Genomic DNA, 25,703 nt, shown 5'->3' with positions numbered 1-25,703 from the left:
GTCCGCCCATGCCGCGGCCCCGTACTGACATTTGTCATGCGCGGCGATGACAGCGCGCACTGCCGACCGGCTCCGTCCGCCGCGAGGCTGAGGTCATGACCAACGTGATCGAGGCCGACGACCTCCGCCGGATCTACAGCGGCGGGTTCACCGCCGTCGACGGCATCTCCTTCGCCGTCCCGCAGGGCGAGATCTTCGCCCTCCTCGGGACCAACGGGGCCGGCAAGACCTCCACCGTCGAACTGCTGGAGGGCCTCGCCGCGCCCAGCGGCGGCACGGTCCACGTCCTCGGCCATGACCCGTACCGCGAACCGGCCGCCGTCCGGCCCCGGATCGGGGTGATGCTCCAGGAGGGCGGCTTCCCCTCCGACCTGACGGTGAGCGAGACCCTACGGATGTGGGCCGGCTGCACCACCGGCGCCCGGCCGCTCCCCGAAGCGCTGGAGATGGTCGGGCTCGCCGCCCGCGGCGACGTACGGATCAAGCAGCTCTCCGGCGGCGAGCGTCGCCGACTCGACCTGGCGCTCGCGCTCCTGGGCCGCCCCGAGGTCCTCTTCCTCGACGAGCCGAGCACCGGCCTGGACGCCGAGGGCCGGCGCGACACCTGGGAGCTGGTGCGGGCGCTGCGGGACGGCGGCACGACCGTCGTCCTCACCACGCACTACCTGGAGGAGGCCGAGTCCCTGGCCGACCGGCTGGCGATCATGCACCAGGGGCGGATCGTGCTCTCCGGCACCCCCGCCGAGGTCACCGCCGCCCGTCCCGCCCGCATCCGCTTCACCCTTCCCGAGGGCGTCGAGCCCGGCCGGCTCCCGCTCACCCTGAAGGCCGGGGCGGAGGGACGACGCGTGGAGATCCGTACGCACGAACTGCAGAACGCGCTCGGCGAACTCCTCGACTGGGCCCGCGAGGCGAACGTACGGCTGGAGGGGCTGGACGCCCGCTCGGCCTCCCTCGAGGAGGCGTTCCTGGAGATAGCCTCCCGCACCGACGACTCCCGCACCGACGACTCCCGCACCACCGGCTCCCGCACCGACGACTCCCTGGAGACCGCCCGATGAACGCGACCGCACGCCGGATGACCTCGCTGGGGCGGGCCGAACTCACCCTCCTCGGACGGAACAAGAACAACCTCTTCATCGCCCTGCTCATGCCGCTCCTGATGATCTTCGTGCTGCGGTCCTCGCTCACGACGATGGGCGAGGAGGAGCTGCCGATGGGCATGGCGGGCGCCACCCTCATCGGCGGGACCGGCCTGGTCCTCATCCTCGTCGTCTACATGGGCCTGACGTCCGCCCTCGTCGCCCGCCGCGAGGAGCTGGTCCTCAAGCGGCTGCGGACCGGGGAGGCGACCGACCTGGAGATCCTCACCGGGGCCGCGCTCCCCTCGGCGGCCATCGCCCTCGTCCAGTGCGCCCTGCTCACCGTCGGCGGCGCCCTCGCCCTGGACGTGCCCGCGCCGCGCCGGCCCGAGCTGCTCGTCCTCGGGCTGCTCGCCGCGATCGTGCTGCTCGCCGGCCTGGCCGCCGTGACCACGGCCATCACCCGCAACGTCGAGAGCGCGGGGCTCACCACCCTGCCCTTCTTCCTCCTCTCCGCCATGGGATCCGGGCTGATGGTCCCCACCGACCTGCTCCCCGACCTCGTCGCCGACCTCTGCCGGCTGCTCCCGGCCAGCGGTGTCATGGAGCTCGTCCGCGTGGGCTGGCTCGGCGTCGGCGACACCAAGGACCTGCTCACCGCCGTACTCAACACATTGGCCTGGGGCGTGCTCACCGTGTTTGCTGTCCGACGGTGGTTCCGCTGGGAGCCGCGTCGCTAGAGGTGGTTCCGCTGGGAGCCGCGTCGCCAGAGGTGGTTCCGCTGGGAGCCGCGTCGCCAGAGAGGGGGCCGGGCGCGTGTCCAGGCTGACGGGGTGGTGGAGCCGTCGCAGTACGGCGGCCAAGGTCGAGCTGTACACCCGGTGGAGCTTCCACTTCTTCGTCCTGCTCGAGATCGCCTTCATCGGCGGCGGCACGGTGGCGCAGGGCGACAGCAGCCCGCTGGGACTGCCGCTGGCAGCCACCCTGGCCGCGCTCGTCTGCCTGCACGCCGTCCTGAACGGCGTGCTCTCCTCCCGCGCCCTCGACTGGGTCCTCGACCGGCGCGAGCGCCCGGTCCGGCTCGCGGCTTCCCTCGTGGCGCTGACCGCGGCCGGTTCGCTGACCGCCATCGCCCTGCGGGCCACCGGGGCCCTCGCCGAGCCGGCGGTCGCCGCCGCCGTCGTCACCGGCACGGTCACCTTCACCCTCGGCAGCCTCGTCCTGTGCATGAACCGGATCCGGCACATGCTCTACGTGGCTCCGCTCGCCGCCCTCACCACCGGCGGCGCGGTCGCGGCGGCGGGTGTCGGACTCGGCGAGGCGCTCGGCTACACGGTGGGCATCCTGCTGAGCGGCGGCGGGCTCGTGGCCGCCTGTGGGTTCTCCGGCTGGCTGATGAGGATGGTCTGGGAACTGGAGCGCTCCAAGGAGCTGAAGGCACGCCTGGCCGTCGCCGAGGAGCGGCTTCGCTTCGGCCGTGACCTGCACGACGTCATGGGCCGCAACCTGTCGGTGATCGCGCTCAAGAGCGAACTCGCCGTACAGCTCGCCCGGCGCGAACGGCCCGAGGCCGTCGACCAGATGATCGAGGTGCAGCGGATCGCGCGGGAGTCCCAGCGGGAGGTACGGGACGTGGTGCGCGGCTACCGCGACGCGGACCTGCGCGTCGAACTGGAGGGCGCGCGCGGGGTGCTCGGGGCCGCGGGGATCGAGTGCGCGATCGACCCGGTCACCGTCGAACTGCCCGCCGCCGTCCAGTCGGTCCTCGGCTGGGTGGTGCGGGAGACGACGACCAACGTGCTGCGGCACGGAGACGCGCGGCGATGCGGGATCTCGCTGCGGGAGAAGGACGGTTCGGTGCTGCTGACGGTACGGAACGACGGCGTACGGGAAGGAGCGGTGATGGGGCAGGGCTCGGGCCTCGCGGGGCTGCGGGAACGGCTCGCGGCGGTGGACGGAACGCTGGAGGCGGGACCGCACCACGGCGGTACGTTCCAGGTGACGGCGCTGGTGCCCGTCGGCGTGCCGACTGCCCGGAAGGGGGCGTGACCGTGCCCGTACGTGTGCTGCTCGCGGACGACGAGCATCTGATCCGCGGCGCGCTCGCCGCGCTGCTCGCCCTGGAGGACGACCTCGTGGTCGTGGCCGAGGCAGCCACCGGGCCCGAGGCGCTCGCCATGGCCCGTGCCCACCGGCCCGACGTCGCCGTCCTCGATCTGCAGATGCCGGGGCTGGACGGTGTGAGGGTCGCCACATCGCTGCGCGACGAACTCCCCGGCTGCCGCACCATGATCGTGACCAGTCACGGCCGTCCCGGGCACCTCAAGCGGGCACTCGCGGCCGGGGTGCGGGGCTTCGTGCCGAAGACCGTGAGCGCCCAGCGGCTGGCCGAGCTCATCCGCTCCGTACACGCCGGAAACCGTTACGTGGACCCGGAGTTGGCGGCCGACGCGATCGCCGCGGGGGACTCCCCGCTGACCGCGCGCGAGGCCGAGGTGCTCGAACTCGCGGCGGACGGCGCACCGGTCGCGGAGATCGCCGAGCGGGCCTCGCTCTCGCAGGGGACGGTGCGGAACTACCTCTCCTCGGCCGCCGCGAAACTCGGAGCCGAGAACCGTCACGCGGCGGTGCGTCTCGCCCGCGCGAAAGGTTGGGTATAGTTGGCTCCGCGCTACGGCGCATGCGGACGTGGCTCAGTTGGTAGAGCATCACCTTGCCAAGGTGAGGGTCGCGAGTTCGAATCTCGTCGTCCGCTCCATGAAAGAAGCCCCCGGTCCTCTCGGACCGGGGGCTTCTTCGTGTCCCCGCCCTAGGACCAGGCGTCGCCGGTCAGCAGCTCGTACGCCTCGATGTACTTGGCGCGCGTGGCGTCCACGACCTCCTGCGGGAGCGCGGGCGGCGGCTGCTCGCTCTTGCGGTCCCAGCCGGAGGCCGGGGAGGTCAGCCAGTCACGGACGAACTGCTTGTCGTACGAGGGCTGGGCGCGGCCCGGCTGCCACTGGTCGGCGGGCCAGAAGCGGGAGGAGTCCGGGGTGAGGACCTCGTCGGCGATGACCAGGACCGGACCGTCTCCGGTGGCCTCGAAGCCGAACTCGAACTTGGTGTCGGCGAGGATGATGCCCCGCTCGCGGGCGATGTCACGGGCCCGGCCGTAGACCGCGAGGGTCGTGTCGCGCAGCAGCGCGGCGGTCTCCTCGCCGACCTGGCGGACGACCTCCTCGTACGACACGTTCTCGTCGTGGTCGCCGACCGCCGCCTTGGTGGCCGGGGTGAAGATCGGCGCGGGCAGCTCGGAGCCGTCGCTGAGGCCCTCGGGCAGCGGAATGCCGCAGACCGTGCGGGAGGCGTCGTACTCGACGAGGCCGGAGCCCGTCAGGTAGCCGCGGGCCACGCACTCGACCGGGACCATGGTCAGCGACTTGCAGACGAGGGTGCGGCCCTCCCAGTCGGCGGGGGCGCCGGGCGGCAGCTCGGTGGAGAGGACGTGGTGCGGGACGAGGTCGGAGAGCCGGTCGAACCACCACAGGGAGAGCTTGGTGAGCACCCGCCCCTTGTCGGGGATCTCGGTCGGCAGGACCCAGTCGTACGCGGACATGCGGTCGCTGGCCACCATCACGAGGTCGCCCGCCTCGTTCCGGTAGAGGTCACGCACCTTGCCCGTGTGGAGGTGGGTCAGGCCCGGGACCTGGACGGGCTCGGGCTTTTCTACGAATCCGGACACGGTTCCTCCGCGTAGGTTGATCCAGGAGCGGTTCGATTCTCTCGCACTCTCCGGGCGGCTCGGCGCGCGACCCCTTCGAAGCCCTGGTCAGACCCTGTCGTCGGTCAGTCCCGTTTGCAGATCCGGTCGAGGAGGTTCGCCGTGGCGCGCTGGATCCGCTCGTCGACATGGCCCGGCCGGTCCAGGGCGGGCGACCAGGCGAAGGTGCCGGAGGCGAAGACCCAGGCACCGGACGGGGCGCGGTAGAGGGAGGTCTCCTGGTGGCGCAGGGCGCCTTCGCCGTCCCGGTAGGGCGAGTGGGCGAGCAGGATCCGGCTCTCGTGCTCGGGGAGCGCGGTGCGCGGGAAGTAGCGGTCCGCCTCGCCCGCGACCAGGCCGGGGATCTCGTCGCCGTCCCCGGCGCCGGTGGCGTCCCAGAGCCAGTGGTCCGCGTTCCGTACGACCAGCGGGTGCGGCTCCGGCACCCTTCCCGCGTACTGGATGCCGAGCAGCTGCTGCTCCGGGCGGTCGATCTCGCGCCAGAGCGCGGAGCGGCCGGGGCCGCGGCGTTTGCGGCAGGTGAGGAGCCGGTCGGGGACGCCGGACGGCGAGGGGGCCAGCTCGACCTGCCAGTACATGGTGTTGGCGGAGAGGAAGACCAGGGAGGTGCCCTGCTCGCGGGCGAGTTCGACGGTCCGGCGCATCGGGACGGACCAGTACTCGTCGTGACCCGGGAAGACCAGGCCCCGGTAGCGGGTGGGGTCGACGCGGCCGGCGTGCAGATCGCGGGTCTCGGCGTAGGCGAGGTCGTAGCCGTACCGCTCGGCCCAGCGGATGAAGTCGTAGGCGTGGCCGACGTGGAGGGGGAGACCGGCGCCCGCGTAGGGGCGGTCGAAGGAGACGGTGATCGCCGCGTCCCGCTCGCCGAGCAGCCGGCCGTCCTCGTCCCACGCGTGGTAGAGACTGGCGCCCGTCCGGCCGTCCTCGGGATAGAGGTTGTAGGCCTGCCAGGTGATGTCCGGGAGGACGAGGAGCAGGTCGGCAGGGTGGCTGTCGCGGACGGTGAAGGGGATGTGCGAGCGGTAGCCGTCGACAGTGGTGAGCACGGCGACGTACGCGCCGATCGACCAGTGGGCCGGGACCTGCAGGCGCCATGACTGCCACCAGTGGTGGCAGGAGACCGTGCGGTCGGCGGCGAGCGGGGCGGGCTGGACGATGCCGGAGAGGCGGGGGCTGGTGGTGACCTTGGTGGCGCCCTCGCCGCCGTAGTGACCGATCCGGTAGATGTCGACCGAGAACTGCTGCGGCGGGTCCACAGTGATGTGGAAGTCGATCGCCTCGCCGGGCGCCACGGCCCCGTTGGACACGAACCCCTTGATCTGGCTCCGTACGTCGTCGGCGGTGCGCGGACCGCCGCTGCCGCCGCGGGCGAGCGTCTCGTCGGCGTACCACGGGACGACCTGGCCCGTGTCGTCGAAGTAGTTCTCCGAACCGCGCAGCCAGGGCAGGGGGCCCTGGCCGAAGGGGTCCGAGACGGCGTGGGCGAGCGCGCCCGACTCCCACCGCCTGATCTGGTCCGCCCCCATAACGCGCCCCTCCCTCGACTCCCCCGCGTGCCGTCTGCCGTCGTGTCGCACATGGCTGTCATGGGCTGTCATGTGCTGCTGTCAGTGCCGGTCTCCAGCACATCACATAACGCACGCACTCCGTCACCGTTCGTCGCTAATTGACGTGAACGGAAGGCAAGCTTCCGGCGCCGTCCCGGCTCACACGAGGCGGACGGGCTTCTCGGGGCGTACGCCCGTCTCCGCGAGCCAGGCGTTCAGGGGCTCGGGGTCGCCGTCCTCTACGAGGGCCAGCACGCGGGCGGTGAGGTCGGTGGGCCGGACGCCTCCGACGAGGAGAGCGGGCCCGTCGAGCCAGTCGAGGCCGGGCGCCGCGCCGGCGGTGTCGACGGCGGCGCAGCAGACCATCGCCGTCACATGGTCGGCGAGGAGATCGCGGCCGGTCCGCGGCGGCTGCAGCGGGAAGAGCGGCAGCGTGTCGCCACCGGGGGCTCCCGCCGGGGTGTGCGTCGCGGGTGCGGGCGCGGCGGCCTCCTCGCGCGCGACGCGGGCGGTGAGAGCGGCGGCCAGGGCGTCGGCGGTGGGATTGGAGACCGGCGGCTCACCGAGGTCGGGGTCGGCGAGGTCGGGGCCGGAGTCGGCGAGGTCGGCGTCGTCGACGGCGAGCTGCGGGTCGTGAGGGGTGTCGGGGGTCACCGGGGTCACCGGAGTCGCGTGGGCGGGCGTGGGGGCGGAGGCGGGAGCGGGCGGCGGGGTGCCGGGCGTGCCGTCCGCCGTCGCCGTACCCGCCGCCATCGCCGTCGCCGTCGTCTCGGGGTGGGCCGACAGATGGGTCATCACACGGATAAGCGTCGGACCGTCAGCGGTTCCGCGAGGGGCGGATCCGTGAGCCGGGCCGATGCCGCTGCCGGGGCGCGTGCCGGCACCGACGCGGGTGCCGGTGGCGAGGCGGTCGCCGGCGCCGATGCGCGTACCGGTGCCCATGCGGGTCTCCGGTGCGGCGCCCCGCCCCGGCGTGAGGACGCCCAGTTCGTCGAGGACCTGGTGGAGGCGGGCCGCGTCGCTGCGCCACTTCCGGTCCACGACCTCCTCCGGATACTGGCTCCAGTCGACCGGGGCCCAGTCCGGACCGGGTTCCGCGGGGCCGCCGTGGAAGAGCCGGGCGGCGAGCAGCGAGGCCGCCTCGTCGACGGCACCGGGCTCTTCGAGCAGGTCGCAGGCCGGTCGCTCGCCGAGCCGGGAGGCGAAGCCCTCGGCGAGGCGGTCGCGGCGGGCCAGCTCGGTGAGGGCCGCGACCACGCCGACGTCCAGGCTCGACGGCCAGCGGCCCATCCGCCAGGCGGGCAGCGCGACGCGGGTGAGCAGCCGGTCCCAGCCCGCGTAGGCGAGGCCGACCTGCTCCTGGGCGACGATCCGGATGCCGTAGTCCACGGCCTGTGCGCGCTCGGAGCCCGCGACGGCGACACCCCGCTCCATCTCGGCGGCGTGTCCGCGGCAGAGGCGCAGCAGGACCCGGGCGACCCACGCGATCGCGTGCGCGCCGAGCCTGCGGGCCGGGTCGAGCCCGGGGGTACGGGGGGCGGCCACGGCCGCGTCGAGGCCCTGGACGAAGCGGCGGGCCGCGGCTATGTCGGGGTGCGCCGAGGGAGCCGTACCCGCGACGACGGGGGCGAGGACGGCACGCAGCTCGCCGACCCGCATCCACCAGAGGAAGGGGGAGCCTATGACCAGGACCGGCGCGTCGTCGGAGCGCCGGAGGGCGCCCGTGCGACCCGGGCGGTGCGCCGGATGCGTACGGTCCTCGAGCCAGCTGTCGCAGTCCGGGGTCAGGGCTATCGCGGACGGCGCGGGGACGCCGAGCCGGTCGGCCAGGTCCCGCACCATGCGGTAGAGGTCGGGGGCCGAGGTCTCGGCGAGCTCGACGGTGGGGGTGACGGCGGGCCGGGAGCGCGCGATCACCAGGGCGACGGCCGCCGCGGCGAGCAGGACGACGAGCGCGAGCGCCGTGGTGAGCCAGCGGGCCGCGTCCCAGCCGGCGCCGGTCATGTGGCCGGTGACCCCGCCCGCGTACAGGACCACGGCCGCGGCGGCCGGGAGCACGGCGACGCCCAGCGCCCTGCCGCGGACCCGGAGCACGCCGAGGGCCCGGGAGCGCGCGGCGCGCGCACCCATCTCCTCGCCGGGAACCGAACCGGTACCGGACACGCCGTACATCACCCCCTCCTGCCCTCGTCGGGACTGCCTGTGGCGGTGTTGCTCACTCCCCCACTGTGGCACCCGCCACTGACATCGCAATGCCGGTGGGCCAAGTGCCGGAACGCCTGCGCCGCACCCTAGTTGGGGCGTCGGCAGGCGTCATCCGGATGGCTCAGCCGTCACTCGATGGAATGGCTTTGGGCAAAGGTGATGACGATTCGGGGCGGTTAGAGGTTCACTCCCCCGCGGCCTTGCGCGCGATGTCCGTACGGTGCTGCGAGCCGTCCAGACGGATGCGGCCGACCGCCTTGTAGGCCCGCTCACGGGCCTGCGCCAGGTCCGATCCGGTCGCGGTGACCGACAGCACGCGGCCGCCGGCGCTCACGACCGCGTCGCCGTCCCGCTTCGTCCCGGCGTGCAGGACGTACGCGTGCGGTGCATCCTGCGCCGCGACCTCGTCCAGACCCTCGATGGGGTCGCCCGTACGCGGGGTGCCCGGGTAGTTGTGCGAGGCGACGACCACGGTCACGGCCGCGTCCTCGTGCCAGTTCAGCGGCGGCTCGCTGTCGAGGGTGCCGTTGGCGGCGTTCAGCAGGACGCTCGCCAGCGGGGTCCGCAGCCGGGCCAGGACGACCTGGGTCTCCGGGTCGCCGAAGCGGGCGTTGAACTCGATGACCCGCACGCCACGGCTGGTGATCGCCAGACCCGCGTACAGCAGGCCCTGGAACGGGGTGCCGCGGCGGCGCAGCTCGTCGACCGTCGGCTGGAGGACCGTGGCCATGACCTCGTCGACCAGCTTGGGGTCGGCCCAGGGCAGCGGCGAGTACGCGCCCATGCCGCCGGTGTTCGGGCCCTCGTCGCCGTCGAGCGCGCGCTTGAAGTCCTGCGCGGGGGTGAGCGGGAGGACGGTGACGCCGTCGGTGATCGCGAAGAGGGAGACCTCGGGGCCGTCCAGGAACTCCTCGATCACCACCCGGCCGCAGGCGAGGGCGTGGGCCCTGGCCTCCGCCAGGTCGTCGGTGACGACGACGCCCTTGCCGGCCGCGAGGCCGTCGTCCTTCACCACGTACGGAGCGCCGAAGGCGTCGAGCGCCTCGTCGATCTCCTCGGGGGTGGTGCAGACGTAGCTGCGGGCGGTCGGGACGCCGGCGCCGGCCATGACGTCCTTGGCGAACGCCTTGGAGCCCTCCAGCTGCGCCGCCTGCTCGGACGGGCCGAAGCAGGGGATGCCGGCCGCGCGGACGGCGTCGGCGACACCCGCGACGAGCGGGGCCTCCGGGCCGACGACGACCAGGCCGGCCTGGAGGTCGGCGGCGAGCCGAGCGACGGCCTCGCCGTCCAGCTGGTCGACGGGGTGCAGCTCGGCGACCTCCGCGATTCCGGCGTTGCCGGGCGCGCAGTGCAGAGCGGTGACGTCGGGATCGAGGGAGAGAGAGCGGCACAGGGCGTGTTCGCGGGCGCCGCCGCCGATGACGAGGACCTTCACGCCAGCCAGGGTAGCCCGCGCGGCGGGTTGCCCCTTGTGCGGGCCACCGAGCGAGACGTCCCTACTCGTTCGTGTATTCCTCCACAACGGTGGCCCCGAGCTCGCGCACGATCAGGTCGTGGCCCGAGAGGGCGGAGTCGACGAGGTCCGGGTCGTCCTCCTCAGGTACGTCGTCCTCGGGCGCGACGGGCGGCGGGGAGTACGGCTGGCTCTGCGGTGCGGGAGCGGCCGCGGGCGCCTGCGAGGCGGGCGCGGCGGACGCGCCCGGGGGCTGGTGCGACGACTGGGACGGCGGACCCTGCGGGGGCTGCTGGGCCTGCGGGCTCTGCTGTGAGGAAGACCACGGCTGCTGCGGGGCGGGCGTCTGGGCCGGGCGTCCGCCGCCGAAGCCGGTCGCGGCGGGCGGCGGGGTCGCACCGCCCGAGGGGTCGACGATCGCCTCGATCTTCCACTGCACGTTGAACTGGTCGGCCAGGACCTGGCGCAGGACGTCCTCGCTGCCGCTGCTCGCGAAGTTGTCGCGCGCGCCGGCGTTGAGGAAGCCGAGCTGGAGGGTGGTGCCGTCGAACCCGGCCACCTGGGCGTTCTGACTGAGCAGGATCCAGGTGAAGCGGCGCCTGTTCTTGACCGCGTCCAGGATCGACGGCCACATGTTCCGCACCTGGGCGGCGCCTTGGGCCGGGTCGCCGGTCGGGGCGGACGCGGCGGCCGGTGCGGCGGCCTGCGGCACGGGGGCGGGGGCCTGGGGCGCGGGGGCGGAGGCACCCGGCCAGGCGCCGGGGGCGGGGCCGGCCGGTGCGGCGGGGCTCGCGGCCCCGGGCCAGGCACCGGGCCGCGGCCCTTCCGCGGCGGGCCGCTGCTGTACGGGCGCGGGCTCGGGAGCTTGCGGTGCGGGGGCCTGCGGTGCGGGGGCCTGCGGTGCGGGGGCCTGCGGTGCGGGGGTCTGGGCGACCGGGGCGGGCGGGGGCGGGGCCATCGGCGTGTGGGCGTCGGGCCCGGGGACGTACCCCATGGCGGGCACGGGCGGACCGGCCGTGAAGACGGCGGCGGAGGCCGGGGCGGCCGCCGCGCCGCGCTCCAGCCGGTCGATCCGGGCCTGGAGCGACCGCTCGTCGTCGAAGGCGGCGGGCAGCAGCACGCGCGCGCAGATCAGCTCCAGCTGGAGCCGGGGCGAGGTGGCCCCCCGCATCTCGGTCAGTCCGGCGTTGACCAGGTCGGCCGCGCGGCTCAGCTCGGCCGCGCCGAACACGGACGCCTGGGCCTGCATGCGCTCCACGACGTCCACGGGGGCGTCGATCAGCCCCTTCTCTGCGGCGTCCGGAACGGCGGCGAGGATCACCAGGTCGCGCAGCCGCTCCAGCAGGTCGGCGACGAAGCGGCGGGGGTCGTTCCCGCCCTCGATGACGCGGTCCACGACCTCGAAGGCCGCCGCGCCGTCACCGGCGGCGAAGGCGTCCACGACCGAGTCGAGCAGGGACCCGTCCGTATAGCCGAGAAGCGAGGTCGCCATGGCGTATGTCACACCGTCGTCGGCGGCGCCGGCGAGCAGCTGGTCCATCACGGACATCGAGTCACGCACGGATCCGGCGCCCGCACGGACGACGAGCGGCAGCACGCCGTCCTCGACGGGGATGCCCTCGCGCCCGCAGACCTCGCCCAGGTAGTCCCGCAGGGTGCCGGGCGGCACGAGCCGGAACGGATAGTGGTGCGTACGGGACCGGATCGTCCCGATCACCTTCTCCGGCTCGGTCGTGGCGAAGATGAACTTGAGGTGCTCCGGCGGCTCCTCGACCACCTTCAGCAGGGCGTTGAACCCCGCCGAGGTGACCATGTGCGCCTCGTCGATGATGTAGATCTTGTACCGGCTGGAGGCGGGCCCGAAGAAGGCCTTCTCGCGCAGGTCACGGGCGTCGTCCACACCACCGTGGGAGGCGGCGTCGATCTCGATGACGTCGATCGAGCCCGGCCCGTTCCGCGCCAGGTCACGGCAGGACTGGCACTCCCCGCAGGGCGTGGGAGTGGGACCCTGCTCACAGTTCAGACAGCGCGCGAGGATGCGCGCACTGGTCGTCTTGCCACAGCCGCGCGGCCCGCTGAACAGGTACGCGTGATTGACCCGGTTGTTCCGCAGGGCCTGCTGCAACGGGTCGGTGACATGCTCCTGCCCGATGACCTCGGCGAAGGACTCGGGGCGGTAGCGGCGGTACAGCGCGAGAGACGACACGTATACGAGGTTATAGGCGCCCACCGACAACCCGGGAACGCAAGCGCCCCCCACGCACCCGCCAGAGCCGACCTACCCTTGCTGCCTTCCGGCCCTGGGGGAGTTCAGTCAGATAGCGCCACGTGAGGGGCTCCGCCAAGGGTACCCGATCCCAGGACCCCCGCGACCCCCCGATCCCGACCGGGCGACCCCGTTCTGGATCACGTTCGCGAGCACCCCTCAGCGTCTTGTATTGTTTGCGGCGGAGGATTCGCCTAGAGGCCTAGGGCGCACGCTTGGAAAGCGTGTTGGGGGCAACCCCTCACGAGTTCGAATCTCGTATCCTCCGCCATTGCTCTCACCGGGCAATTCGTTGAAGGGCCCCACCGTTCGCGGTGGGGCCCTTCGGCGTTTCCCGGTGTCTCCGCCGACGGAGACACCGGGACCGGGTCAGCTCCGGACGTCCAGGACGTACTTGCCGGTGGAGGCCCGCGTCTCCAGGAGTTCGTGTGCGCGCGTCACGTCGCGCAGCGGCAGGACCGTCACGTCGACCCGGACGGTGCCCTTGGCGACCTCGGTCAGGGCCTGCTCCAGGTGGGCTCGGAGCAGTGCCGGGGCGCGGCCCGCGACGCCGCCGAGGTTGTAGCCGGCGAGGGAGCTGTTCGTGTACCAGGGGTGGTTGCCCTCGAAGGTGACGTCCTCGGCGGCGGCGTTGCCGAAGATGACGTGGCGGCCGAAGGCCGCCAGCAGGCCGGTCACGGACGACCGGAACGCGCCGCCGACGGAGTCCAGGACCAGGTCGGCGCCGGCTCCGCCGGTCCGCTCGGCCACCTCGCGCTCCAGCTCGTCGTAGGAGACCACGCTGTCGTAGCCGTAGGCGCGGGCGTACGCGGCCTTGGCCGGGGAGCTCGTCACGCCGATGACCGTGGCGGCGCCCAGCGAGCGGGCGAGCTGCGCGGCTGCCGTGCCGACGCCGCCGGCGGCGGCCAGGACGACGACGGTCTCGCCCTTCGCGAGACGGCCCGCCGAGGTGAGGACGCCCAGCGCGGTGGTGACGTTGCACAGGGCGCCCGCCGCGACGGCGCCGTCGAGCTCGGCGAGGTCGCCGTCGAGACGGACGGCGTGCTCGGCACCGACGGCGACCACCTCGGCGTTGCCACCGCCGCCGAGCGTGAGGGCGGCCACGCGGTCGCCGACCTCGAAGCCGGTGACGCCCCCGCCCACGGCGCGCACGGTGCCCACGGCCTCGAGCCCGGGGAAGTGAGGCAGGTCCACGGGGAACTGGCCCCGGCGGAACATCACTTCGGCGAAGTTCACGCCCGCGTACCGGACGTCGATCGTGAGCTGCCCGGCCTCCGGTTCGGGCACGGCGACGTCCGCGACGCCGAGGACGGACGGGGCGCCGAAGGACTCGAACCGGACGGTGCGCATGCGGTCTCCGGGGGGCGTGGAGGTCTGGGCGGTGTTCGTCATCGGATTCCCGTCTCGCTGAAGGTGGTGGAGGGGCCGTGGCCGGTGAGCAGCCGGGTCTCGTCCGGGCACAGGCCGGCGATCATGCGAAGGGAGCTGTCCAGACCGGCCGGGCTGGCACCCGGCGCGTCCGCGCGCCCGGGGCCGGTGGCGAGGAGGCTGTCCCCGGTCGCGAGGAGCGGGTCGGTTCCTCCGTCGAAGCGGAACATCACGGAACCCCCGGTGTGGCCGGGGGTGTGGAGCACGGTGACGGGGCCGGTCGCGAAGGTCAGCTCACCTCCCTCTGCGGGGAGTTCGCTCACCTCGTCGGGCTCCTCGTCGGGGTGTCCGACGAGGAGTTCGCGGGGGAAGGAGTCGGGCAGTCCCCGGGCGGGGGCGCCGAGCTGGTAGCGGTCGGCGGGGTGGATCCAGGTGGCGATTCCGTAGTGCCGGGCGAGCGGCACGGCGTCCCACGTGTGGTCCATGTGGCCGTGGGTGATGAGGATGGCCTCGGGCTCCAGGCGGTGGGCGCGGACGGCCTGTCGGACCGCTTCGGCGGAGTCGTGCCCGGGGTCGACGATGAGGCAGGGATTTCCCGGTCCTGCGGCGACGAGATGGACGTTCGTGCCGAACTTGCCGGTGGAGGCGGACAGTACGAGCATGACGCGACTCTGACCGAGACCTCGGTCATATGTCAATTACCGGTTGTGTCGCAGAACCCTGGCTCAGAACTCGTATAGTGGCGGTGCCGGCGTCCCGCGCCCGAACCGGGGCCCGAACCGGGGCCGGCGCCCCATACCCGTACGGTCGTCGTCCCATCAGGGGGTTCGCACGTGAAGGCCATCGCCGTCCAGCGCTACGGAGGGCCCGAGGTCCTGGAACTCATGGACCTCCCCGAGCCGCGCCTCGGGCCGGACGTCGTGCTCGTCCGCGTGCGGTACGCGGGCGTCAACCCGGCGGACTGGAAGATCCGCGAGGGCTACATCGACGACTGGTTCGAGTCCCACTTCCCCCTGGTGATGGGGTGCGACCTGTCCGGCGTGGTCGAGCGCACCGGCCTCGGCGTCACCGAGTTCGCCCCCGGCGACGAGGTCGTCGGCTACGTCCGCTGCGACCACATGCAGCGCGGTACGTACGGCGAGCTGGTGGCCGCACCCGTGAGGACCCTGGCGCACCGGCCGCCCTCCCTCGACCCGCGGGCCGCGGCCGGACTTCCGGCCGCCGGTCTCACCGCGTACCAGGCGCTCCGCCGTCATCTGCGGATCGCCGCCGGCGACGTGCTGCTCGTCCACGCGGCGGCCGGCGGGGTCGGCTCGCTCGCCGTGCAGATCGGCCGCGCACTCGGCGCCCGGGTCATCGGGACGGCGAGCGAGCGCAACCACGACTTCCTGCGGTCGCTCGGGGCCGAGCCGGTGACCTACGGGCCCGGGCTCGCCGACCGGGTGCGCGCCCTGGCTCCCCGGGGCGTCGACGCCGTCTTCGACCTCATGGGCGGCGACACCCTCTTCGGCTCGCCGGAGCTGCTGCGGCCGGGCGGGCGGCTCGCCTCCATCTCCGGCGACGTGACGGGGCTCGGCGGACGTTACGTGTTCGTCCGCCCCGACCCGGCCGATCTGGCCGAGCTGGTGGCGATGGCGGAGCGGGGCGAGGTCCGGGTCCACGTCAGCGCCGAGTTCCCCCTCGCGGAGGCGGCGCGCGCGCATGAACTCGTGCAAACCGGCCATGTGCGGGGCAAGATCGTCCTTGCGGTCCAGCCTGACTGAACCGGAGCGGCACAGCCGTCGACAGCCGCGAAACCCGTACGAAACAAGGGCCGTCCCCACCCGGGGGCGGCCCTTTGCGCATGTCCGGGGCGTCCGCACCCCGTCTCCAGTGAACCTTGAGCGGCTCTCGATCCAGCCACCTCGAAGCCGTCGGCCAGACCCTTCGCCGTTCGCAGACGAAACCCGAGGGGTCGCTGTGAGGCTGGTTCCACGCCCTCGGGGGGCGTCGCCGAACCCAGACCCACGGACGAACGGACGGGGCATGACCCTTGCTGAGCAGGAGCGGCCCGAGGCCGCTCCGGTCGCTGCCGAACTCGCCTACCAGCGACCGCTGGACCGCGTCCTGGTGCACCGCCGGGCCGTCATGGAGGTGTTCGTCACGGACGCCGTCCGGCTCGACGACGACACCTTCGCCGTGGCCGTCCAGGCGCCCCGCGCGCACGGCTACTACAACGACCACACGCAGCGGCCCGTGCTGCTCGACCCGCTGTTCCTCCTGGAGGCCGCCCGCCAGGCGGTCACCGTCGTCGCGCACCGCTGGCTGGACGTCACGTACGACACGTCCTTCCTGATCAGCGACTGGACCACCGAGTTCACGGACCTGGCGGCGCTGCGGGCCCGCGGCGACGCCCCGGACGAACTCGTCGTCGAGGTCACCACGCGCGACCTCAGGCGGCGCGGCACCAAGCTGCTGGCCGCCACCCTGGAGTGCGCGTTCGTCGTGGCCGGCCGGCGGGCCGGGACCAGCTCCGTCGTGGCCGGCTACCTCAGCCGCGACGGCTACGGGGCGCACCGGGAGAAGAGCCGGGGCACCGTGCCGCCGCTCTCCTCCGCGATGCCGCGGACCCGGGCGGGCACGCCCGTGGCGCCCGCCCTGGTGGGCCGCGAGCGGGCCGAGAACGTCGTGCTGACGGATGTCGAGCGCCCCGGCGGGCCGGCCGTCCTGCGCGCCCTGCTCGACGTGCCCGTCCTGCACCCGGCCATGTACGACCACCCGCTGGACCACGTACCCGCGATGGCGCTCATGGAGGCGGCCCGCCAGGCCGCCGTGCTCGCCGCCGGGGCGCCCGCCGAGCGCCGCTACGCCGCCGCCTTCGCGGCCACCTTCCGCCGCTTCGTGGAGCTGGACAGCCCGGTCACCGTCTCCGTCACGGCGATGGCCGGCGACCGCTTCACCGTCGACTTCCTCCAGGACGGGGCGTCGGTCTGCACGGCGACGGTCGCCGTCTCCGCGCTCCCGGAGCCGCCGGCCGCGGTCGCCGCCCTCCCTGAGCCGCCGTCCGCAGGCGCCGCCCTCCCTGAGCCGCCGACCGCGGTCGCCGCCCTCCCGGACCCTCCGGCCCCGGAGCCTTCGCTCCCGGAGCCGACGGCCCTCGCCGCGGACGGCCGGTGACGGGCACCGTGCGACTGGACTCACCGCTCGCCCTGACCGCGACGGCCTGGTACCCGGAAGGGCGCCAGACCGTCGAGGAGGCCGTGGCCGCAGGGGACGTCCCCGCCAAGACCGCGCGCGAACTCGGCTACACATCGCTCCCGGTCAGCGAGGACACCGCACCCCCGGACATGGCTGTCGAGGCCGCGAACCAGGCCCTCGCGCTCTCCGGAGCCCGGGCCGAGCGGCTCTCGCTCGTCCTCCACGCGAGCGTGCACCACCAGGGTCACGACGCCTGGTCCGCCCCGCACTACATCGCCCGCCGGATCGGCGCCGACAACGCCGTACCGATCGGGCTGCTCCAGCAGTGCAACGGCGGCGCCGTCGGCATCGAGCTGGCCGCGAGCCGCCTCCAGGGCGACCCGGACGCCGGGCCCGCGCTCGTCACCACCGCCGACCGTTTCCTGATGCCGAGCTGGCACCGCTGGCTCAGCGACTACGGCATGGCGGCCGGCGACGCGGCGACGGCCGTCCTCGTCGACCGCGCCGGAGGGCCGACGGGACCCGGGCACGCCCCCGACCTGCTGCTCCACTCGCTCGCCACCCGGGCAGCGTCCGAACTCGAGGTGATGCACCGCGGCGACGACGAGCTCAACGCGACGCCGATGGGCCACAGTCCGATGATCGACGTGCGGCGCACCAAGCGCGCGTTCATCAAGGCGTACGGCGTCGACTTCTTCCTCAAGACGGCCGCCGACCGGATCCGTGGCGTCGTCGAAGAGGCCCTGGCCGGCGCCGGACTCACCGGCGACGACCCGCGGCTGCGCCACGCCGTGATCCCACGCCTCGGGAGCAAGGCGATGGCGGAGGCGTACATCCCGCCGCTGACGGACGTCACCTCCGCGGAGGTGCTCGATCTCGGCCGCGCCACCGGACACGTGGGGGCCGGCGACCTGAACGCCTCCCTCGCCGACCTGGCCCGTACGGACCTGCTGCCCCGCGGGAGCCATGCGCTCGTGCTCAACGGCGGCGGCGGATTCACCTTCACCGCGGTGGTCGTCAGCAAGTGCTGACCCCACCACGGCCCCTGACCCACCTTCATCCGCGACACACCACCTCCCAAGGAGCCACCACCATGTCCGCTTCCCAGGACCGTCTCTTCGCCCTCGTCTCCGACAAGCTCGGCGTCCCCGCCGAGGAGCTGAACACCACCGCCACCTTCGACACCCTCGAACTGGACTCGCTCGCCCTGATCGAGCTCAGCGTCATCGTGCAGAAGGAGTTCGGCGTCGAGATCGACGAGACCGCGCTGACCCCGGAGAACACCTTCGCCGACGTCCTCGGCGAGATCGACGCCAAGATCGCGGTGGCCTGATGGCCGGCATACCGACGACAGGCGTACCGGCGACCGGCGTACCGGTGACCGGCGTACCGACGAGTGCCCGTGGCGGGCGCACGCGACGCTTCGACGTGGCCGTCACCGGCGTCGGCCTGGTGACCCCCGCGGGCCTCGGCGTCGAGGCCAACTTCGAGACGGTTTGGGCCGGCCGGTCCACCGCCGCCGTCGACCCCGAACTCGCGGGCCTGCCCGTCGACTTCGCCTGCCGCGTGCCGGACTTCGACGCGGGAGCGCTGCTCGGGCGGCGCTCCGCCGTCCGCATGGACCCCATCAGCCACTTCGGCGTGGTCGCCGCCCGGCAGGCCGTCGAGGACGCCGGGCTCGACCCGGCGGCCTGGGACGGACCCCGCGTCGGCGTGGTCGTCGGCACCTCACTCGGCGGCTGGTCCACCGTCGAGCGGGAGCACGGCAAGCACCTGGCCGACGGTCCGGGGTTCGTCTCCCCGCTCCTCATGGTCATGGGCCCGGTCAACATGACCGCCGGCTACATCGCCATGGACCTCAAGGCACTCGGCCCCAACCAGGTGGTGTCGACGGCCTGCGCCTCCGGCAACACGGCGATCGGCTACGCCCGCGCCCTGCTGGAGTCCGGGGTCTGCGACATCGTCCTGGCCGGCGGAGCGGAGGCGGCGATGTCCCCCACCGCGATGGCCAGCCTGGCCAAGGCCGGGGCGCTGTCCACCCGGCGCGACGACCCTGCGTCCGCCTCCCGGCCCTTCGACGCCGACCGTGACGGCTTCGTCGCCGGCGAGGGAGCGGCCATGCTCGTACTGGAGCGGGTCGAGGACGCACGGGCACGCGGCGCGCGCATCCGCGCCCGGGTCTCCGGCTTCGGCGCGTCCGCTGACGGCCACCACGCCTCGGCGCCCGATCCGACGGGCGGCGGCGCCGAGCGGGCCATCCGGGCGGCGCTCGCCGACGCCCTGGTCGACGCCTCCGAGGTGGACCACGTCAACGCGCACGGCACGTCGACACCGCTCAACGACATCACCGAGGCCGGGGTCATCCGCCGGGTCTTCGGCGAGAAGCCGGCCGTCACCTCCACCAAGGGCGTCGTCGGCCATCTGCTGGGCGCGGCCGGGGCCGCCGAGGCCGTGTACACGGTGCTCGCCGTCGAGCGCCGGCTCGTCCCGCCGACGGCCAACCTGTCCAGCCTGGACCCGGGCATCGGGGTCGACGTCGTCGCCAAGGAGGCCCGCCCGATGGAGATCGGCGCCGCCGTGAACGACTCCTTCGGCTTCGGCGGACAGAACGCCGTGATCGTGGTGACGCCGGCGTGACCACGACAGTGAACGCCGCGCCCCGCTCCGTCCTCGTCACCGGGGGCAACCGGGGCATCGGACTGGCCGTCGCCCGCTCGCTCGCCGCACGCGGCGACCGGGTGGCGGTCACCTACCGCACCGGCGAGCCCCCCGAGGGTCTGTTCGGGGTGCGCTGCGATGTGACCGACGAGGCGCAGGTGGCACGGGCCTTCAAGGAGGTCGCGGCCGAACAGGGCGACGTCGAGGTCCTCGTCGCCAACGCCGGGATCACCCGGGACGGGCTGCTCCTCACCCTCGACGACGAGGCCGTGGACGCCGTGCTCGACACCAACCTGCGGGCGGTCATCCGGGTCGCCCGGCACGCCTCCCGCTCCATGCTCGGCGCGCGCTGGGGCCGGATGGTGCTGATCTCGTCCGCCGTCGCGTTCACCGGCTCGCCCGGCCAGACGAACTACACCGCCGCCAAGTCCGGCCTCGTCGGCCTGGCCCGCTCGCTCGCCTGGGAGCTCGGCAGCCGCGGCATCACCGTCAACGTCGTCGCCCCCGGGCTCGTGGAGACGGACATGCTCCGCGAGGTGCGGCCCGCCCGTCTGGACCAGTACCTGGCGATGACGCCGCTCGGCCGCGCCGGGACCGCCGACGAGGTGGCCGCCGCCGTCCGCTTCCTCACCGGCGAGGAGGCCTCGTACGTCACCGGCGCCGTGCTGCCGGTCAGCGGTGGGCTCGGCATGGGTCACTGACGCCCCCTGCCGTACGCCCCCCCACACCACGCACCAGGCACCAGGCACCAGGCACCAGGCACCAGGCAAACGCACCACGCACCACGCGCAGCAAGCCACGCGCACCAACCCACGCGCGGGAACCCCGCGCAGGAAAGGGAGACCATGGCAGTCGGCGTCCTGTCGATCGGCTCGTACACACCGGACAAGGTGGTCGACAACCAGCAGATCAGCGCCTGGACGGGCATGCCCGAGTCCTGGGTGGCCGAGCGGACCGGCGTGCTCGAGCGGCGGTACGCCGAGCCGGGCACCGCGACGTCCGACCTGGCGCTCCCCGCCGCCCGCGAAGCGCTCCAGGGCGCCGACGAGTCCGTGCGCGAGAGGCTGGGCGCGCTCGTCGTGGCGACCAGCACCCCGGACGTGCCGCAGCCGTCCACCGCGGCGATCCTCCAGCACAAGCTGGGGCTCTCCTCGCTGCCCGCCTTCGACATCAACGCAGTCTGCAGCGGTTTCCTCTACGGCCTCGCGGTCGCCGAGGGCCTCCTCAAGGCCGGCCGGCACGGTGACCACGTGCTGCTCGTCGGCGCCGACATGTTCTCCACGATCATGGACAGGACCGACCGGCGGACGGTGAGCCTCTTCGGTGACGGCGCGGGCGCCGTCCTGCTCGGCGAGGTGCCCGAGGGCTACGGCCTGCAGTCGGTGCACCTGGTCACGGACGGGGAGTACCACCACTACGTGGGCGTGGAGGCCGGCGGTACCCGGACGCCGCTCGACGCCGAGGCCCGCGAGGCCGGCAAGCACCTCTTCCGGATGGACGGCCGCTCGGTGCGCGACTACGCGCTCTCGGTGCTCGCGAAGCTGACCGCCGTCACGCTCGACGACTGCGGACTCACCCTGGACGACGTGGACCGGTTCGTCTTCCACCAGGCCAACACCCGTCTCCTGGAGACCTTCGCGGCGGACGCCGGCATCGACCCGGAGCGTGTCGCCTACACCGCGCCCCACCTGGGCAACACGGTCGCCGCCTCCGTGCCGCTCACCCTGCACGCCACGCACCGCGAGAAGCCGCTGCGCCGCGGCGAGCGGGTGCTGCTCGCCTCGGTGGGCGGCGGCATGACCGCGGGCGCGGCACTGCTGACCTGGTACTGAGCCAGCCGCTCCCGGTCGCCCCTCTGCCCGTCCCGTCGGCGCAGAGCCACACACGCACACCACACGCACACAGCATCGGATGGAGGAGCCCATGAGGCTCGACGGACAGACGGCCGTCATCACTGGCGGGACGCGGGGCCTGGGCCGGGCGATCGCCGAGGCCTACCTCGCGGAGGGCGCCTCGGTCGTCGTCGCCGCGCGCAACCCGTACGACATCAAGGAGCTCGCCGACGACCACGGCGACCGGCTGCTCTACCACCACACGGACGTCACCGACGAGGGCTCCGTGGCCGGGCTGATGGACACCGCCGCCGAGACCTTCGGCGGCATCGACATCCTGGTCAACAACGCCGGCGTCAGCCGCGACGGCAAGATCGCCCGGCTGTCGGTCGCCGACTGGAACACCACCCTCGCGACCAACCTGACCGGTGTCTTCCTCTGCACGCGCGCGGTGATCGGCCCGATGACCGCGCGCCGCGAGGCCACCGGGATCGGCGGGCGCATCATCAACCTGTCGTCCTGCGTGGCCGGCCGGGCGGCGATCGGCGCCTCCGCGTACAGCGCCAGCAAGGCCGCCGTGGAGATGTTCACCCGTACCTCGGCCGCCGAGCTCGCGCCCAAGGGAATCACCGTCAACTGCCTCTCGCCCGGCTACATCGACGAGGGCATGGGCAAGGAACTGGCCTCCAACGAGAGCGCCTGGGAGTACTACCGCGGCCGGCTGCTGTCCGGCCGGCTCGGCCGCCCGGCCGAGGTGGGCGCGACCGCCGTGTTCCTCGCCTCACAGGACAGCTCGTACGTCAACGGCAGCGTGGTGGAGGTCAACGGGGGCCTGATGTGGGCAGCCTGACGGAACGTCACACAGGTGTCGGGGCGGACCGTCCGGTCCTGGTCGTCGGCGCGGGCCCGGTCGGTCTGCTCGTCGCCTGTGAACTGCTCCAGCGCGACATCCCCGTACGCGTCGTGGACGCCGGGCGCGGACACTCGGCGCACTCCCGCGCGAACGTCATCTGGCCGCGCAACCTCGAACTGCTCGACCGGGTCGGGGTGACCGAAGAGCTCCTCGCCACCGGCCACCGCCTCGCGGGGACCGCGTTCTACTCGCGCGGCCGCCGCCTGGCGACCGCCTGGATGAGCAAGCTGCCGGACTCGCCGTACCCGTTCGCGCTCACGATCCCGCAGCACGACACCGAACGGGTACTGCGCCGGCGCCTCGCCGCTCTCGGCGGCACCCTGGAGGAGGGCGTCCGGCTCACCGCGCTGGACAACACGGCGGGCGGCCCGGCCGTGAAGCTCGAGCACGAGGACGGCCGGACCGAGGAACTGGAGCCCGGCTGGCTCGTCGGCGCGGACGGCGCGCACAGCACCGTGCGCAAGGAGCTGGGCATCGCCTACGACGGCCCGCCGGTCGACGTGTCGTTCGCCATCACCGACGCCCGCATCTCCACCAGCCTCCCCGAGGACCTCTCGCACTACTGCTACGCGCCGAGCGGCGCCATCGTCCTCGGACCGATGGGCGACGGTGTGCACCGCATCGCCCTGAACGTGCCGCACGACGCCTACGACGAGCGGAACCCGCCGCCGCGCGAGATGTTCCAGCAGGTCGTCGACGACCGGGCGGCGGGGCGCACCCGAGTCGAGGAACTGCTGTGGAGCGGGTCGTTCCGGGTACGGGTCAGGATCGCCTCCGCCTTCCGCAGCGGCCGCTGCTTCCTGGTGGGCGACGCCGCGCACGTGATCAGCCCGGCCGGCGGGCAGGGCATGAACACGGGCATGCAGGACGCGTTCAACCTGGCGTGGAAGCTGTCCGGCGTCCTCCACGGCGAGTTCGGCGAGTCGATCCTCGACTCGTACGACTCCGAGCGCCGCGCCGTCTCCCACGAGGTGGCGCGCTCGACGGAACTCCTCACCAAGGCCGGGCTGGTCAACACGCCGGCGAAGGTGGCGCTGCGGGACGCGGCGTTCATGGCGGCCGACCGGACCGGGCTCTTCCAGCGCAAGCTGGCCCCGCAGCTCGGCCAGACGGCCGTCAGCTACGACGGCGACCGCCACCCCCGGCTGCCGCTGAAGGTGGCCTCCGGGCCCTGGGCGGCCGGGGCGGGCGGGGCGGCCGTAACCGGCGGGGCTGCCGGATCCCAGTCGGCGGCCGGGGCGGCCGGGGCTGCCCCGGCCGCCGGGGACGGCGTCCCGGGGGTCGCGGCCCTGCGGTTCGACGGCGGCGGCTGGCCGGCGATCGACCGGGACCGGCACACCGTGCTGCTCTGGCCCGGTACGCGCACCCCGCCGGCGGACTGGCGGCGCACCCGGGACCGGGTACGCCGCGAACTGCCCGACGCCACCCCCGTACTCGACCTGACCCGTGCGGTCCCCCAGGGCCTGGCCCGGGCCCTCGGCCCGCGCCCCGCCGTCGCGGTGGTACGCCCCGACGGCCATCTGCTGGCCCGGCTGGATCCCGCACGGCCTCAGGACACCAAGCGGCTGCTCGACCGAGCGGCACATCTCAGGAGCCGGTCATGACACCACCCCCCGCACTCCCACCCCTCACCACCGACCACTCCCGACCGGTGGTGGCGTTCTTCGACGCGGACGAGACGCTCATCGCCATGAAGACCCCCTTCTCGCTGCTGCGCTACCGGCTGCGGCGCCAGGGGGACGTCACCGGCACCGCGTACGAACGTCTCGTGGACCCGCTGCGGCGGCTGGCGTCGCTGGGCGTGACCCCGGTCGAGGTGGTGTCCAAGTTCTACGAGCTGCACGCCGGCATCCCGTGGGACGACGTGATCGCGGAGGCCCGTGAGTGGTACGCCGATCTGCGCGAGCGGGGGGCGCCCTTCATCGAGCCGACGGTGGCCCGGCTCCGCCGCCACCAGGCGGCGGGCCATCACACGGTGGTGATCTCCGGCTCGTGGCCCGCGACGCTGCACCCGATCACCGACGACCTGGGGATCGACCTGGTCCTGTGCACGGAACCGGAGCTGGACGAGGCCGGACTGATGACCGGTGCGATCCGGCACGCGATGTTCGGTCCCGCGAAGGCGGACGCGGTCCGGGAGGCGCTGGAGAAGTTCGGCGCGGACCCGGCGGACTGCTACGCCTACGGGGACGACCCGGGCGACCTGACCATGCTGGGCATGGTGGGCCGTCCGACGGTGGTCGGCGCGCACCCGAGGATGACGGCGCACGCCGCCGAGCACGGCTGGCCCGTCGTCCCGGCGACGCTCATGCCGGGCACCCGGCGCCAGCCGGTGTAGTCCGCGCCGGTGGGCGGTGCCCTCCGCGCCGGTGGGCGGTGCAGTCCGCGCCGGTGGGCGGTGCAGTCCGCGCCGGTGGGCGGTGCAGTCCGCGCCGGGCGCCGGTGGGAACCGCCCACCGGCGCCTGCGGGGCGGACCGGGCGTCTCAGCGCGCGCCGACCGCCGCGGGCAGCTCGGCCAGCCGCTCCAGCGCGTCGGGCGGCAGGACCAGCGATCCTGCGGCCACGTTGTCCTCGAGGTAACGGCGGGTCTTGGTCCCGGGGATGACGCCCACGTGCTCGCCCTGGGCGAGCACCCACGCGATCGCCACCTGGGCCACGGTCGCGCCGAGCCCGTCGGCGACGGACCGCACCCGCTCGACGATCGCCTGGTTGGCGCTGATGGCCTCCGGCTGGAAGCGCGGGATCCGGTGCCGCCCGTCCACCGCCGGCAGGTCCTGCGGACCACTGATGAGTCCGGACAGGAAGCCGCGGCCGAGGGGGGCGAACGCGACGAACGCGATGCCCTCGCGTCCGCAGAACTCCACCACCCCGTCCGTCAGCGCGTCACGGCTCCACAGGGACAGCTCGCTCTGCACGGAGGCGACCGGATGCACCGCGTGCGCCCGGCCGATCTCCTCCGCCGACGCCTCGGAGAGCCCGAGCGCGCCGAGCTTGCCCTCCTTCACCAGCTCCGCGAGCGTGCCCCAGCTCTCCTCGACCGGGACCTCGGGGTCGATGCGGTGCAGCTGGTAGAGGTCCACGTGGTCGACGCCGAGCCGCTCCAGACTCGCCTCGACGGCGGCGCGCAGGTACTCGGGCCGGCCGTCCCGGTGGCTGCGGTAGGTCGTGGGGTCGTCCACGACGAGTCCGCCCTTGGTGGCCAGCAGCGCCCGGTCGCGGTGGCCCCGCAGCGCCTTGCCGACGAGCAGCTCGTTGGTGAACGGGCCGTACTGGTCGGCCGTGTCGACGAGGTCGACGCCGAGGTCGAGGGCGTGACGGATGACGCCGATGGACTCGTCCTCGTCCCGGCCCAGTTCGTCGTACCCCCACGACATCCCCATGCAACCGAGGCCGACGGCCGCGAAGGTCCGCTCCGAGCCGCCCAGTTGGATCCTGCGCATC

The 25,703-nt window shown here is 73.6% G+C and carries 22 protein-coding genes, 2 tRNA genes and 1 other RNA gene; 16 read left to right on the top strand and 9 right to left on the bottom strand.

Going from position 1 to position 25,703, the window contains the following annotated elements:
• Positions 1–95 precede the first annotated feature (95 nt).
• From ACZ3IJ_RS15300 to ACZ3IJ_RS15280, 5 genes are all read left to right on the top strand, one after another.
• Positions 96–1,061 (top strand): ABC transporter ATP-binding protein, encoded by a 966-nt coding sequence (locus ACZ3IJ_RS15300; protein WP_467468300.1) that lies wholly within the window; start codon positions 96–98, stop codon positions 1,059–1,061.
• On the top strand, positions 1,058–1,822 hold the full coding sequence (locus tag ACZ3IJ_RS15295; protein WP_467468298.1) for an ABC transporter permease: 765 nt from the start codon (positions 1,058–1,060) through the stop codon (positions 1,820–1,822). Before ACZ3IJ_RS15300 ends, ACZ3IJ_RS15295 begins: the two co-directional genes overlap by 4 nt.
• A 76-nt stretch (positions 1,823–1,898) precedes the next feature.
• Positions 1,899–3,131 (top strand): sensor histidine kinase, encoded by a 1,233-nt coding sequence (locus ACZ3IJ_RS15290; protein ID WP_467468296.1) that lies wholly within the window; start codon positions 1,899–1,901, stop codon positions 3,129–3,131.
• On the top strand, positions 3,128–3,742 hold the full coding sequence (locus ACZ3IJ_RS15285; RefSeq protein ID WP_467468294.1) for a response regulator: 615 nt from the start codon (positions 3,128–3,130) through the stop codon (positions 3,740–3,742). Before ACZ3IJ_RS15290 ends, ACZ3IJ_RS15285 begins: the two co-directional genes overlap by 4 nt.
• A gap of 22 nt (positions 3,743–3,764) precedes the next feature.
• Positions 3,765–3,840: transfer RNA gene (locus ACZ3IJ_RS15280), tRNA-Gly, on the top strand.
• A 51-nt stretch (positions 3,841–3,891) separates the two neighbouring features.
• On the opposite strand, the gene ACZ3IJ_RS15275 is transcribed toward ACZ3IJ_RS15280, so the two are convergent.
• The 6 genes from ACZ3IJ_RS15275 to ffs all read right to left on the bottom strand — a co-directional run bounded on the left by ACZ3IJ_RS15275 (position 3,892) and on the right by ffs (position 12,388).
• Positions 3,892–4,803: a phosphoribosylaminoimidazolesuccinocarboxamide synthase gene (locus ACZ3IJ_RS15275; protein ID WP_467468292.1), complete on the bottom strand. Its 912-nt coding sequence runs from the start codon at positions 4,801–4,803 to the stop codon at positions 3,892–3,894.
• Between the two features lie 104 nt (positions 4,804–4,907).
• Positions 4,908–6,368: a N,N-dimethylformamidase beta subunit family domain-containing protein gene (locus ACZ3IJ_RS15270; protein ID WP_467468290.1), complete on the bottom strand. Its 1,461-nt coding sequence runs from the start codon at positions 6,366–6,368 to the stop codon at positions 4,908–4,910.
• A 180-nt stretch (positions 6,369–6,548) separates the two neighbouring features.
• On the bottom strand, positions 6,549–8,561 hold the full coding sequence (locus tag ACZ3IJ_RS15265; RefSeq protein WP_467468288.1) for a M48 family metalloprotease: 2,013 nt from the start codon (positions 8,559–8,561) through the stop codon (positions 6,549–6,551).
• Between the two features lie 217 nt (positions 8,562–8,778).
• A complete protein-coding gene (gene purD, locus ACZ3IJ_RS15260) occupies positions 8,779–10,029 on the bottom strand; it encodes a phosphoribosylamine--glycine ligase (RefSeq protein ID WP_467468286.1) in 1,251 nt (416 codons plus the stop codon).
• Between the two features lie 61 nt (positions 10,030–10,090).
• Positions 10,091–12,253, bottom strand: coding sequence for a DNA polymerase III subunit gamma and tau (locus ACZ3IJ_RS15255; protein WP_467468284.1), 2,163 nt, complete (start codon positions 12,251–12,253; stop codon positions 10,091–10,093).
• 36 nt (positions 12,254–12,289) lie between these two features.
• Positions 12,290–12,388: signal recognition particle sRNA small type (ffs, locus tag ACZ3IJ_RS15250), an RNA gene on the bottom strand.
• 108 nt (positions 12,389–12,496) lie between these two features.
• Between ffs and ACZ3IJ_RS15245 the strand changes: the two genes are divergently transcribed.
• Positions 12,497–12,584: transfer RNA gene (locus tag ACZ3IJ_RS15245), tRNA-Ser, on the top strand.
• Between the two features lie 98 nt (positions 12,585–12,682).
• Here the strand turns inward: ACZ3IJ_RS15245 and ACZ3IJ_RS15240 are convergent.
• Both ACZ3IJ_RS15240 and ACZ3IJ_RS15235 read right to left on the bottom strand, forming a co-directional pair.
• Positions 12,683–13,705, bottom strand: coding sequence for a quinone oxidoreductase family protein (locus ACZ3IJ_RS15240; RefSeq protein ID WP_467468281.1), 1,023 nt, complete (start codon positions 13,703–13,705; stop codon positions 12,683–12,685).
• Positions 13,702–14,343 carry an MBL fold metallo-hydrolase gene (locus ACZ3IJ_RS15235; protein ID WP_467468279.1) on the bottom strand — a complete coding sequence of 214 codons (642 nt, stop codon included), beginning with the start codon at positions 14,341–14,343 and terminating at the stop codon, positions 13,702–13,704. The genes ACZ3IJ_RS15240 and ACZ3IJ_RS15235 overlap by 4 nt, the downstream gene beginning before the upstream one ends.
• Before the next feature lie 171 nt (positions 14,344–14,514).
• Here ACZ3IJ_RS15235 and ACZ3IJ_RS15230 point away from each other — a divergent pair, with 171 nt between their 5' ends.
• The 10 genes from ACZ3IJ_RS15230 (at position 14,515) to ACZ3IJ_RS15185 (ending at position 24,599) form a co-directional block, all read left to right on the top strand.
• A complete protein-coding gene (locus ACZ3IJ_RS15230) occupies positions 14,515–15,444 on the top strand; it encodes an NADP-dependent oxidoreductase (protein WP_467468277.1) in 930 nt (309 codons plus the stop codon).
• A gap of 262 nt (positions 15,445–15,706) precedes the next feature.
• A complete protein-coding gene (locus ACZ3IJ_RS15225) occupies positions 15,707–16,837 on the top strand; it encodes a ScbA/BarX family gamma-butyrolactone biosynthesis protein (RefSeq protein ID WP_467468275.1) in 1,131 nt (376 codons plus the stop codon).
• Between the two features lie 8 nt (positions 16,838–16,845).
• A complete protein-coding gene (locus ACZ3IJ_RS15220) occupies positions 16,846–17,889 on the top strand; it encodes a ketoacyl-ACP synthase III family protein (protein ID WP_467468273.1) in 1,044 nt (347 codons plus the stop codon).
• A 62-nt stretch (positions 17,890–17,951) separates the two neighbouring features.
• Positions 17,952–18,191 carry an acyl carrier protein gene (locus tag ACZ3IJ_RS15215; protein WP_467468271.1) on the top strand — a complete coding sequence of 80 codons (240 nt, stop codon included), beginning with the start codon at positions 17,952–17,954 and terminating at the stop codon, positions 18,189–18,191.
• Positions 18,191–19,495 carry a beta-ketoacyl-[acyl-carrier-protein] synthase family protein gene (locus ACZ3IJ_RS15210; protein WP_467468269.1) on the top strand — a complete coding sequence of 435 codons (1,305 nt, stop codon included), beginning with the start codon at positions 18,191–18,193 and terminating at the stop codon, positions 19,493–19,495. Before ACZ3IJ_RS15215 ends, ACZ3IJ_RS15210 begins: the two co-directional genes overlap by 1 nt.
• The gene (locus ACZ3IJ_RS15205; RefSeq protein ID WP_467468267.1) at positions 19,492–20,217 is read left to right on the top strand and encodes an SDR family oxidoreductase; all 726 of its coding nucleotides are present in this window, start codon (positions 19,492–19,494) and stop codon (positions 20,215–20,217) included. The genes ACZ3IJ_RS15210 and ACZ3IJ_RS15205 overlap by 4 nt, the downstream gene beginning before the upstream one ends.
• Positions 20,218–20,361: 144 nt before the next feature.
• Entirely contained in the window at positions 20,362–21,348 is a 987-nt protein-coding gene (locus ACZ3IJ_RS15200) for a 3-oxoacyl-ACP synthase III family protein (protein ID WP_467468265.1), read from the top strand.
• 91 nt (positions 21,349–21,439) lie between these two features.
• Positions 21,440–22,198 carry an SDR family NAD(P)-dependent oxidoreductase gene (locus ACZ3IJ_RS15195; protein ID WP_391799916.1) on the top strand — a complete coding sequence of 253 codons (759 nt, stop codon included), beginning with the start codon at positions 21,440–21,442 and terminating at the stop codon, positions 22,196–22,198.
• Positions 22,186–23,865: an FAD-dependent monooxygenase gene (locus ACZ3IJ_RS15190; protein ID WP_467468262.1), complete on the top strand. Its 1,680-nt coding sequence runs from the start codon at positions 22,186–22,188 to the stop codon at positions 23,863–23,865. The genes ACZ3IJ_RS15195 and ACZ3IJ_RS15190 overlap by 13 nt, the downstream gene beginning before the upstream one ends.
• Positions 23,862–24,599 (top strand): HAD family hydrolase, encoded by a 738-nt coding sequence (locus ACZ3IJ_RS15185; RefSeq protein ID WP_467468261.1) that lies wholly within the window; start codon positions 23,862–23,864, stop codon positions 24,597–24,599. Before ACZ3IJ_RS15190 ends, ACZ3IJ_RS15185 begins: the two co-directional genes overlap by 4 nt.
• Positions 24,600–24,745: 146 nt before the next feature.
• On the opposite strand, the gene ACZ3IJ_RS15180 is transcribed toward ACZ3IJ_RS15185, so the two are convergent.
• On the bottom strand, positions 24,746–25,702 hold the full coding sequence (locus ACZ3IJ_RS15180) for an aldo/keto reductase (protein ID WP_467468428.1): 957 nt from the start codon (positions 25,700–25,702) through the stop codon (positions 24,746–24,748).
• Position 25,703: the final 1 nt, after the last annotated feature.

Source organism: Streptomyces sp. NPDC013317 (assembly GCF_055563155.1).
Note: the sequence above shows the minus strand (reverse complement) of the source record. Positions and strands in the feature narration are given on the sequence as shown.

Coding starts and splice junctions, on each gene's coding strand:
- ACZ3IJ_RS15300 (WP_467468300.1), top strand. CDS start 96: ATGACCAACGTGATCGAGGCCGACGACCTCCGCCGGATCTACAGCGGC.
- ACZ3IJ_RS15295 (WP_467468298.1), top strand. CDS start 1,058: ATGAACGCGACCGCACGCCGGATGACCTCGCTGGGGCGGGCCGAACTC.
- ACZ3IJ_RS15270 (WP_467468290.1), bottom strand. CDS start 6,368: ATGGGGGCGGACCAGATCAGGCGGTGGGAGTCGGGCGCGCTCGCCCAC.
- ACZ3IJ_RS15265 (WP_467468288.1), bottom strand. CDS start 8,561: ATGTACGGCGTGTCCGGTACCGGTTCGGTTCCCGGCGAGGAGATGGGT.
- ACZ3IJ_RS15240 (WP_467468281.1), bottom strand. CDS start 13,705: ATGACGAACACCGCCCAGACCTCCACGCCCCCCGGAGACCGCATGCGC.
- ACZ3IJ_RS15235 (WP_467468279.1), bottom strand. CDS start 14,343: ATGCTCGTACTGTCCGCCTCCACCGGCAAGTTCGGCACGAACGTCCAT.
- ACZ3IJ_RS15225 (WP_467468275.1), top strand. CDS start 15,707: ATGACCCTTGCTGAGCAGGAGCGGCCCGAGGCCGCTCCGGTCGCTGCC.
- ACZ3IJ_RS15215 (WP_467468271.1), top strand. CDS start 17,952: ATGTCCGCTTCCCAGGACCGTCTCTTCGCCCTCGTCTCCGACAAGCTC.
- ACZ3IJ_RS15210 (WP_467468269.1), top strand. CDS start 18,191: ATGGCCGGCATACCGACGACAGGCGTACCGGCGACCGGCGTACCGGTG.
- ACZ3IJ_RS15200 (WP_467468265.1), top strand. CDS start 20,362: ATGGCAGTCGGCGTCCTGTCGATCGGCTCGTACACACCGGACAAGGTG.
- ACZ3IJ_RS15195 (WP_391799916.1), top strand. CDS start 21,440: ATGAGGCTCGACGGACAGACGGCCGTCATCACTGGCGGGACGCGGGGC.
- ACZ3IJ_RS15185 (WP_467468261.1), top strand. CDS start 23,862: ATGACACCACCCCCCGCACTCCCACCCCTCACCACCGACCACTCCCGA.
- ACZ3IJ_RS15180 (WP_467468428.1), bottom strand. CDS start 25,702: ATGCGCAGGATCCAACTGGGCGGCTCGGAGCGGACCTTCGCGGCCGTC.